Here is a 10,149-nt window from a genome sequence, read left to right as displayed (position 1 = left end):
CTCCCTTGCGGAGGTCTGGGTGACGGTGCAGTCCGTGTGGTTCAGACATGGGTCACCCTCGCGCCGCTTACTTCTTCAACCACTCGCCAACGGTCCGGCCGAGAGCCAACGACGGTGCCACGGTGATCGCGCTCACACCCGCGACAATCCCGCCCGCGACCAGTGCCGTGCCGTCGTGGCCGATCAGCTTCTTCACGCCCTGCCGGGTTGCCTCGCCGTGCTCGGCCGCGACCTGGTCGATGCCGAGCAGGCTGTTCGCCCCGCCACCCACATCGATACCAACGTGGGCTGCCCCGACCACGTCACCGACCACCGGGATGGCCTCGGCCGCATCCCACGCCGCTGACTTGGCGTCACCGGCCTTGGCATCGTTGGCGACGAGAACGACGCCAACGGCGATGCCCACGATCGGGGTGTACTTGGCGGCCTTGGTGAGCACCGTCTTGCCGCCTGACTTGAGCACGCTCTTCGCTCCAGTGCTGAGCAGCTCCTTGCCCTCGACGACGCCGACTTCCTTGCCCGCGACCAGGGCCTTCTTGGCGACCTGTTCCTTCTTCGCCGCCGCTTGCAGCTCCCGGACTTCCTTCGCGGTCTCCTGCAACGACTGGGCGCTGTGAAGGTTGTCCAGCTGTCCCCAGATGGCCTTGTCAACCGACTCCGATTTCACGCCCGCGTCCAAGGCCGCCTGTCGGCTCGGTCCGACGATGTCAGTGGTGAAGTGCTTCATCCCCTCCTGCCTGAGCCGCTTGATCTGTTGCGTGTCGGACAGCGGGCCATGGGAGGTCTTGATCGTGTGCGGCTTGGCCGGTGATGTCTTGGTGGCCTTGCCGGTCTCGATGGCCACGGTCGGGTCCTTGTCCGGGTTGTAGTGGACGCGCCCTTTGGGATCAGTCCGAATCAGGCGCATCTTTCCCTGCGAGATCACGTGGTCCTTCTGCACGTTCTTGCCGATCAGATGGCGGTCGATCAGCTTCTTGCCGTACTGCACCACGTCGTTGAGCTTGTGCCGGACCTGCTGGCTCGCGCGTCCGTCAGGGTCCGTGTGGCACACGGGATCGCCACGGCCGTACGTGTAGGGGCCTGGTCCGTCCGCGAGAGGATCCGGATCGCAACTCGTCCACCGCCCCAACCACGGCGCATAGTGGCGGGCCCCGTGGTAGGCCAAGCCCGATTCCTCGTCCCGTTCCTTGCCAGTGCAGCGATAACGTTTCGGGGCGTCGATGCCGGCGCTGAGCGCCTGGTACGCCGTCGTGCCGTACGGGTGGTACTCCTCGTACGAAATCACCCGCGCCTTCTCATCCAACTCCACGGCTGACGAGCCCAGTTGGTCATCCAGCTGATACCGCACCAGCGCCACCGGGGCTCGATCCGTGCCGACAGTGCGGGTCTCGACCAGGGCGACGCGGTGGGTGTCGTCCATCACGTGGAGGGTCTCGCGTTCGAGGGTGACCGTCCTCCCCTCGGGGCCGTACTCGCGGTAGATCTCGACATCGCCCAGATAGATCCGCTCCTTGATGCGGACGGGTGTCACTCCCTCGGCGGCGAATCCCTCGGTCACCTTGCGCGTGCGGCGGCCGGCTGCGTCGTAGACGTAGTACGTGGTCTCGGGTGTGCCCTGGTTGGTGTGCTGTGTGGCGACGGCCGCGAGTTGGTCGTGGTGGTTCCAGCGCGCGACCGACAGGTGCGGCATCCGGGTCATGTTGCCGTGCGCGTCGTGGCCGAACTCCTCCACGGTCGCTCCCGTGGTCGTCGAGGCGAGACGGTTGCCGCCCGGCTCGTACGCGTAGTCGCGGGTCCAGCCGGAGGGATGGACCCGGTCGGCGACGGTGTGCTGGACCGAAGTCAGGTTGCCAACCGGGTCGTAGGTGAAGCGCTGCCGGTAGACGCCCAGCGCGGCGCTGTCACCCGGGTGGATCAGCCCAGTGCGCGGGGCGTCGGTCCAGCCGGGCGGCACGGCGGAGTTGAGCACTCCCCCGGTCTGACCGAGGTGCTCACGGCCGGTCGCCTCGACGAGGCGCAACACCGCGTCGTACACGTAGCCGCGCTCGGGTTCGACACGCTGGTTGCGAAAAAACACGGTCTGAAGGGCGTCGTCACGGATGTGCGTGATGTTGCCGACCGGGTCGTAGGTGTACGTCAAGCTCTGCACCCCGCAAGGCGCTTGACCGGGCTGGGGGCAGTCATCAGGGAAGGCGGCGCCGCGGCTGGTGCGCAGCGTAGCCAGTCGGAACGTCAGTGGGTCGTAGGTGTACTCGGTGCGTGTGCCGTTACCGAAGGCGATGTGCGTGCGGCGGCCCTTGGCGTCGTAGCCGATGTCGGTCACGAACGCCGTAGCCGCGGCCCCTCGTACCGCGACCGACACGGACCGCAGCTGCCCTCCGTCGTCATATCCGGGGGTGAGCAGCGAACCGTCCGGCAAGACACGGCTGACGGGGCGCCCGAGCGCATCGTACGAGGTGGTGGTGGGGAGCGCCGGTCCTTCGAGCTGGGGCGGCTGCGACCAGTCCGGCAGTTCGCGGTAGGCAGCGGCCAGGCGGTACTCGCTGTGCACGAGACGGCCGGCGAAGTCGTAGCGGAGGTGGGTGGTGACGCCGGAGCTGTCGAAGGACTCGAACATCTGGGCGCGTAGGTTGGCTTCGGCTGCGGCGGTCGCTCCGCCGGGGTGGTCGGCGGCGTCACCATAGGTGACCCGCCCGATCTCGATCTCCGCGGCGTCCTGCGGGCCGCGCAGCAGGGTCCGGACGGGGCGGCGCAGTTCGTCGTATTCGGTCCGTACGTCGTTGTGCCGTGAGTCCCAGGCGCGCAGCGCATGCCCGTCGGTGTCGAGGAGGCTCCAGCGGTTGCCAGAGTCGGTGTGCTGTTCGTGGACGCGGTGCCCGAGAAGGTCGTAGTCGAACGCGGCGGCGAGTCGGCCGAGTTGGTCGTGGACTGTGCGTGGGTTGCCCTCAATGTCGTACTCAACGCGCAGCGGGTGCTGCTCTGTTGTCGAAGGCCCGTTCATTGTCGTGCGGTTGACGGCGATAGTGAGGAAGGCGCGGCCCAGTGAGTCGAAGACGGCGGTAGTCGGGGTATCCGCGTACACCTCAGCTTGGCGGGCGGCGTCCTGGGCAGGTCCGGGTGGTTCGGCGAGGCGGGCGGCGCGCCAGGTGGGCAGGTAGGTGTGCTGCGGCAGGCGCGCGAAGTGGGCACCCGTGGCGGGATCGGTGGCGGGATCATCGATTGCGGTGGTGTCGCCGGTGTCCCACGTGGTCTGCGCCCAGGGGGCGAATGTGGTCTTCTCCCAGGTGTGGTCGGGGTGCAGGGTGGCCACGACGCGGCCGAGCGGGTCGCGGCAGATGATCGGACTCACCCCGTGCGCGGAGTCGAATTCGAAGTCCGGTACGGCGCTGAAGAAGGGCTCGAACCGCCTGACCGGGCGGCCCTTGTTGTCGAACACCGTCCAGCCACTGGCCATCCAGCGCGGCGCGCCGTCGGGTCCGGGAGCGGCCTCGTGCTTGCGCATGATCTCGCGGCCGAACCCGTCGGAGTACACGAGCGATGCCTGCACACGCGGTGCGGGAACGGCGTCCGGCCCACGGCTGTGCCGTTCGCGCGCCAGAGTCAGCACCGCCGCGGGCGGGCCCGGCTGCGGTTCCCCGCCCGGGTGCTCGCGGGACGTACGGCTGAAGGCGTTTACGTCGTACACCAGCCGGGTGGTGGCGCTGCCGAGGAGGTCCAGCGGCGCGTCGGCCGGGTGCCGCATGTGGGCCTCAATCACGTCGTCGGTGAGGTCCGGTACGAAGCCGTCGAGGGTGTCCCCGACCTGCTCATCGTGTCCGGCCTCATCGATTTTCCCCATGGTGGCGGTGCCGACGACCACACCGAGGGCGTCGAACGCCACCGCGTTGCGGTTGCCATTGGTGTCGGTGACCAGCGCGGGCGCCAGCACCCGGTAGTCGTTGCGCCAGACGGTGCCCTCGGGGCGCCGCTCCCCCACCGTGGTGCGGTTGCCGAGCGCGTCGACGCTCTCCCGGACCAGCAGGTCGTCCGGGTCGAACGCGACCGCCGTCACCGCGCCGAAGGCGTCGCGGTAGCAACGGGGGACGAAGAAGTGCCGCCGCGCCTCGGCGAGTTCGTCGCCGCCCTCGGTCGGCGCGTAGCCGATGGTCCCGGATGTCTCCCACCACAGGCCGGGCGGGTCGGCGGACGGGAATCCGCCTTCCCCGCTCAGTGCTGCGCCGTTGCGGTAGCCCGCGGCGGTGAGCACGGCGGGGTCGGCCAGCAAGGGTTCGCCGTCGCGGACGTAGACCGTGGCGAGCAGGTCGGGGGTGAGCGCGAGCCGGAAATGCTCGTGGGGCAGCGCGAGCGCGCCGGTACGGCCGAGCGGTTCGGGCCCGGTGAGGTCGTCACGCCGGAACAGTGTCCGGTGGTACTCGATCAGACGTCGGTGCGGTCCCGGGCCGGCGCTCACGCCGTTCACGTCGGTGTAGGGAAGGTCGGCGTGACCGTCGGCCAGCGCGGCGAGGGTACGTGCGAGGGTGTCGGGCGCGACGAGCGGGGCCAAGGAGTCCGGGTCCGGGAGCGGGCAGCCGTGCAGTTGGTAGGTGCGTGCCTCGCAGGGCAGCGGCGTGCGCCAGGTGTCAGGGGTGTCGAGCGGCTCGGTGTAGGCGTCCTCGGTGATCTGGACGTATGCCAGCCGTTGTGCGGCGTGGTCCTCCTCGGTCAGGCGCGGGTCGGCGTCGCGGTGTCTACGGCCGTACGCGATCGACGCCGACTGCAGGGTGTTGCCGAACGAGTCGACGGCAAGGACGAGTTCGTGCACGGTGCGCGGGTCGGCGACGGTGGACCCGGCGACGTCGAAGAGCGCCCGCTCGTAGTTCAGCGAGACCGTCTCGCGGGCGTGCCGCAGAAACACCGCGTGCCGGTTGGGGCCGGCCGGCTGAACCACCTCGATGCCGTAGCCGCGCTCTTCGACGGAGTATGGCCGGTCGGCCGCGTCGGTGCCGTCCTCGGCATAGACCTCCTGCCGCAGGACCGCGCCGCGCATGGCTCGCTGTGCCTCACGGACTTCATCCGCGGTGAGCGGCCAGGCTGTCAGGGTCCCGTCGGCCGCCCGGCGTTGCGGCGGGGGCGGCTGGTCGGGGCGCAGGAGGTCGGGCTGCCGGTCCGCGGGCCCGGGAGTGCCGTGGCTGGGATCGCCTTCGCGGTAGTACTCGTGGGCGAGGGCGTCGGACAGTTCACCGGCGTCGGTGAAGGCGCCTGTGTGGTACCAGGTGGTGACGCGTACCGGCGGTGCGTGGGAGGCCGCGTCCAGGTTCACCGGGTCGGGCACGGAGACGGGGATGGTGCTGCTGTCGGCAAGTGCGGCAAGCTGCTCGGTGTCCCACTGGTCGACTCGTGCGAAGCCGCGGAACTCTCGCTCCGCGCCATCGAAGTAGCCATGGTGGTAGGCGTAGCGGGTGGTGGACCGGTTGCGGCTGACGTGGTCGATGGTGTCGGTGCGGGACACGACGTGCACGGGGAAGGGCAGACGGGTCGCCCACGGCTGCCCGGCGGCCTCGTCGGCGAGACGGAACGCGGTGGAGGTGGAATAGGCGATCACCGTCGCCGCGCCGAGGTTGTTGCGGATGCCGGTGAGCAGATGCGGTTTGCCGCGGGGCATGAGTTCCAGGTAGCGCACCGACGCGCGGGCGTCGGCCGGCCAAGCGGATGACCACACCAAGCAGGGTGTTCCAGTGCCCAACAGGTCCACCGTGGCCGGGCGTTCGGGGGTCGGGAAGTCCGGCAGGACGACGGGCACCGCCAAGGCCCAGCGGTTGCCGGACTCATTGACGTAGGCGCGGACGCCCGAAGTGCCCACATACAGCAGGTCGTGCGGGCCGGCGCCGTCGAGGTCAGCGAGCAGCACCCGGTGCGGATCGAAGAGGTCCGGTGCGTCCAGCAGCGGCGGGTCGTCCATCACCACGGCCGCACCGAAGCGGCCGTATCCCAGGTTGGGCCAGTAGCGGACCTCGTCGTGGCGTACGCGCACCAGGTCGGCCAGCCCGTCGCCGGACATGTCGGCCAGGAACACGGCGTGCTCGGCGTCGGCGAACACGAGGGCAGGCCCCTGGTCGGCATCCGTGGCGGCCGGGACGCGCCACGCGGAACCGAAGCCGCTCTCCCCCGTCGACTGGTACCAGGTGAACGCGGCGCCCTCGGTGATCATCGCGTCGGCGCGGCCGTCGCCGTCGAGGTCGGTGAAGCGCAGGTTGCCGTCGACCCACGCGAGGTTGGGCAGCTGTTCGAACGCGCGGAACGGGGCCCAGCCGCGCCGGTCGGTTCGCTTGTAGAACCCCGGCGAAGGTCCCGAGAACGACACGAGGTCGAGGCGGCCGTCGCCAGCGAGGTCGAGCAGTTGGCCGCCCTCGCCCGGCCGTGCGCCGGTGGGCACCGTGGCCAGTGGCTGAGGCGCATCGACCATGCCGCCTCCCCGATTGGCGGCGTAGTGCCATCCCTCCGACGCTGCCGCAAGGACTCCGGGGATGCCGTCGCCGTCCAGGTCGACCCACTGGGCGGCGGCGGCCTCAGCGCCGACCGCCAGGCCCGCGATGGGACCGTCGAGAGTCCGCACGTCGCTGGACTCGCCCAGCGAGATTGGGTTGTAGCTCAGTTCGAGTGGCGGCAGGGCACGGCTCGTCAAACCGTCGGCGGTCCGCCGGAATCCGCGCTGGGTGGCCGAGACCAGCAGCGACGCCACGGGGTTCTCGTCGTAGGCCAGGTCCAGCGAGCGCACCAGGCATGCGCGGCCCGCGGTGGGCTCGTCGGGGAAGTGGTGGAAGACCAGGATGCGTTTGCACAGCCGGTAGGTGCGCACCTCGAATCCGGCGCGGTGCGTCGAGAAAGGATCGCGGCGGCACGTCCAGTCGCCACCGATCGGCGTGGGCTCGGCGGCGTCGTGGTCGCCGTAGTCGAGCACGACCTCGAACATCCACGGGTCGGGCCCGGGCGGGGTTCGGGTCAGGGCGCTCGCGCGGTTGCCGTACAGGACGCGCTTGAGGTAGCGCTGCGTGCCGCGGGTGTCGGCCGTACGGTGGCGTTCATGGGCGGCGAGTGTGTCGATGCCGGTGCCGTTCTCCCGGGCGTAGCGATACTGGATGACGTTGCCCTTGTCGTCGCGCGACTCGCTGATCAGCCAGGTGAAGACGCGCGGGGCACCGGGGGGCGCGGACGGGTCGCACACCCGGGCGTTGTCGTCAACGCCGTACAGCGTGGTCACGTTGTCGCCGCTGATCGAGCGCCAGTGGGCGGTGCCGTCGGTCTTGTCCGTCCAGCGCTCGATCCGCGCGAACGTCCCCTCCACGCGCGGCCGATAGCGCTCTACGCGGTAGGTCCGGCCATCCTCGATCCGTTCGGGCAGCTGCTGGCGGCGCCACTGTTTATCCGGGCCTTCATCGAGCACCGGGACGAGGTCTTCGGAGCCCGACAGGAGGAAGACATCCGACTCCTCGCCGTCGCAGTAGCGCGGGAGGCCCTTGTCGGTCTTGCGTGTCACCGCCGCGAGCCCCAGGCTCCACCCCAGCCCGAACGGGCCGTTCCCCGCGCCCGAGTCGTAGCTCAGCACCAACGACGGTCCGAACCCGGAACGGCCTCGCGGCGCCGGCACGGGGATCTGCAGTCCGGCCGTCCCCGTCGCCGCGGCCACGGCGAACGTCTCCCCGATTCCCCGCTGCGCACCGCCGCCCTTGGGCAACGACACGGATGGCGCCGTGATCGTCAGGCGGTTGTCCGCGGGAGCCGCGTGGCTGCGTGGACCATCCGACGGCGCCATGGCGCCTCCTCACCGGGGACAGCGGGGGACTTACACGATTAGAGCAACTATTAGCCATGATCAACAGATAATCCCGGAAAATCACCCGGCCAGCCGCTGCCCCTTGCATCCTCTGCCTGGCACACCACTGGCTATGGGCCGACATGATCACCGAAGCCCTGCAACGGCTCACGGCCCTGCCGAACCCCGGCTGACCAGTAACGTCCCACGCTTACAAGCAGCACCACCACGACGGGAGCCGTGGAACCCGGCGCGCGCCGTGGCCGTTGTCCTTGCGGAGCTGAGCATGCTGGCAAACTTCGTCTGGCTGCCGTACCAGCCAGTCTGGTCGATCACGCTCATCGTCATCGACGGCTTCATCATCTGGGCTCTGTGCGCGCCACGCCGCGAGGCCCGGCCATAAGGGCAATACTCAAGGCCTGGGCGGGTTGAACGCGAAGGGCGTACCTTCCCGAGTGATCGATTGATACTCTCAGTAGTTTTCGGGTCGGACGGCGGCTGTCACCCACGCCCCCGCAGGTAGTACGACCAGGCGCTCTTGCGCTACACCTTCGCAATTCCTCCAAGCGTGTCCGGTTGACGAGCGGGGACCACGGCGGGCCGAAAGACAAGAAGGCCAAAGGCCGGCGCAAGACCGTCAGCCCCGACGGCAAGGCCGCGCATGCCGCCAGCCTGCGCAAAGGAAGGCTTCCGGGAATCTATCCGGGCCGCCGAGCAACGCCGCGCCGCGCGCCAGGCCGCCCCGTCAGCGTCGGCTGCCCCACACCGAGCAGCAGGCGTCGGTGAAGGGACGTCTCATTGGCGCGGAGGCCACGCTGCAGACACACCTTGCCTGGTGCCTCGATGCCGATCAGGACCACAACTGGAGCCGACTCATCGAGAGTGCCAGCCGACTCGCCCCGGCTGCTGCACTATTGAAAGCCGAGGCCCAATCAGGCAGAGATGCCACGTTCGATGTCGCACTCGTCGGCATTTTCAGCGCCCAACAGCATGGGCGCCGCTTCAAGAAGGGAGTGCGGTCGGCCTGTGTGCAAGAGCATCGGTCCGGCCGGTTTGCTGCGGGCGTGGCGTGGGCCAGGCCAGACCGTCACCTCTCCTCCTCCTTTCCGTACCGGGATATGTGTCATGTCGCCTTCAGGAGCAGGCGCTTGCTGGGGGGCAAGGAGGTTGTTCACGGCCGCGGCGTTGGCCCGAGGAGTCGGTCCGGTGCTTTCAGCCCAGGCTCGCCGGTGCCCAGTCTGCGTGCCGCAGCACGGCCCGGACGGTCAGGCTGGAGGGGGCCAGCCGGAGTCCCGTATTGCGCAGGGCCACGGCCAGCGGGTGCGTCAGTTGCTGGCCCATCCGGCCGGCCTGGCGCGCGGCCCGGGCTACGGACTGGCTGCGTGGGCGACGTTCGGCGTCGTAGCGGGTCAGAGCTGATTCGACCGTGGGCTCGCCGGCGAGCGCGGCTGCCAGCGTGGCCGCGTCCTCCAGGGCCTGGCAGGCGCCCTGGCCGAGGTTCGGGGTCATGGCGTGTGCCGCGTCACCGAGCAGCGCGACCCGGCCCGCGGTGAAGGCGGGCAAGGGCGTCGCCAATTCGTGGATGTCGTGGTGCAGGACGGCGTCCGGCCGGGTGGCGTCCAGTAACACGGGGATCGGATCGTGCCAGCTGCCGAACCGACGGCGCATCGCGGCAAGGGCGTCAGCATGCCGGATTCCGGGCGGCGAGTTGAGCACCGCGTGCCATTCGGCCCGGCCGTCGGCGAAGGCGATGTGGCCGAACTCGGCGCCCTTGCCCCAGGTCAGTTCGAAGTCGGTGCGCAACGTCACCGGATGCTCGGTGATGGCGCGCAGCACCGTCGATCCGCTGTAGACAGGGCCGGGGTGGTCAGGGAACAACTGGCCACGCAGCCTGCTGTCCACTCCGTCGGCCGCCACGACCAGGTCGGCGTCCAGGACGCCCTCCTTGACCTGCACCCGCACCCGGCCGGGGCCTGCGCAGTCGACGGACGTCACCTCGGCCCCGACGACCAGGCACTCGGAAGGCAGCGCCTTGCGCAGCAGGCGCTGCAGCACGGCCCGGGGGATACCGACGATCGGCGTGCCCAGCTCGCGCTCCAGTACGGCCCCGTCCATCCGGGCCAGCCATCGGCCGCCGGGAGTGCGGGTACCCCCGGTGTACTGGGGCCGCGCGGCTGCGCGTACCGCTTCGCCGACACCAAGGACGTCCAGGGCACGGATGCCGTTGGCGTGCAGGGAGATCCCCGCGCCCGCGTCGGCCAGGATCCGAGCGCGTTCGACGACCGTCACGTCCCAGCCGATCCGGCGCAGGCCGATCGCCGCGGCCAGCCCGCCGATGCCTCCCCCGACCACCACCGCAC

The 10,149-nt window shown here is 69.9% G+C and carries 3 protein-coding genes; 1 reads left to right on the top strand and 2 read right to left on the bottom strand.

Annotation, left to right across the window (positions count from 1 at the left end; translation table 11 throughout):
* Window positions 1-67: 67 nt before the first annotated feature.
* Window positions 68-7,789: a SpvB/TcaC N-terminal domain-containing protein gene (locus FNH04_RS02675; protein ID WP_152779923.1), complete on the bottom strand. Its 7,722-nt coding sequence runs from the start codon at window positions 7,787-7,789 to the stop codon at window positions 68-70.
* On the opposite strand from FNH04_RS02675, the gene FNH04_RS49590 reads away from it, so the two are divergent.
* A complete protein-coding gene (locus FNH04_RS49590) occupies window positions 7,788-8,192 on the top strand; it encodes a DUF7144 family membrane protein (protein ID WP_456154865.1) in 405 nt (134 codons plus the stop codon). The two genes, FNH04_RS02675 and FNH04_RS49590, sit on opposite strands and share 2 nt — an antisense overlap.
* An 809-nt stretch (window positions 8,193-9,001) precedes the next feature.
* Here the strand turns inward: FNH04_RS49590 and FNH04_RS02665 are convergent.
* Window positions 9,002-10,149, bottom strand: a 1,148-nt coding sequence (locus FNH04_RS02665) for an FAD-dependent monooxygenase (RefSeq protein WP_152779918.1), incomplete at its 5' end; no start/stop codon positions are given.

Source organism: Streptomyces phyllanthi, assembly GCF_009377205.1.
GTDB classification, from domain to species: Bacteria; Actinomycetota; Actinomycetes; order Streptomycetales; family Streptomycetaceae; genus Streptomyces; species Streptomyces phyllanthi.
This window is presented reverse-complemented; position numbering and strand designations above follow the sequence as displayed.